The sequence below is a fragment of the Nocardia amamiensis genome, from assembly GCF_015477605.1.
Taxonomy (GTDB): domain Bacteria; phylum Actinomycetota; class Actinomycetes; order Mycobacteriales; family Mycobacteriaceae; genus Nocardia; species Nocardia amamiensis_A.
In genome coordinates this window covers 1-531 of record NZ_JADLQX010000214.1, presented here as the reverse complement: position 1 = coordinate 531, position 531 = coordinate 1, and the positions used below count along the sequence as shown (strand labels likewise).

1 pseudogene is annotated in these 531 nt (G+C 67.4%); it reads right to left on the bottom strand.

Features of this window, described 5'->3' with window-relative positions:
• Positions 1-531: pseudogene (locus tag IU459_RS37545) on the bottom strand (DNA-directed RNA polymerase subunit beta); the annotation flags it as partial.

Below are 531 nucleotides of genomic sequence, written 5' to 3'. Positions count from 1 at the left end.
TACCACCCAGCGGCTGCTGGGTGATCATCGAGTACGGACCGGTCGAACGCGCGTGGATCTTGTCGTCGACCAAGTGGTGCAGCTTCAGGATGTACATGTAGCCGACCGCCACCGGGTACGGGAACGGCTCGCCGGAACGTCCGTCGAACAGCGTGGCCTTGCCGTCGTCGTTGACCATGCGCTCGCCGTCGCGGTTGGGCAGCGTCGAGCTCAGCAGCCCGGTCAGCTCCTCCTCGCGCGCGCCGTCGAAGACGGGCGTGGCGATGTTGGATTCGGCCGGAGCGGCCAGCATCTCCTCCGGCAGCGCCTGCGCCCAATCGGGGCGGGCGCCGTCGCCGGCGACGTCGACCTTCCAGCCTGCCTTGCCGACCCAGCCCAGGTGGGTCTCCAGGATCTGGCCGATATTCATACGACGCGGCACACCATGGGTGTTCAGGATGATGTCGACCGGAGTGCCGTCCGGCAGGAACGGCATGTCCTCGGTCGGCAGGATCTTGCCGATCACACCCTTGTTCCCGTGCCGGCCGGCCA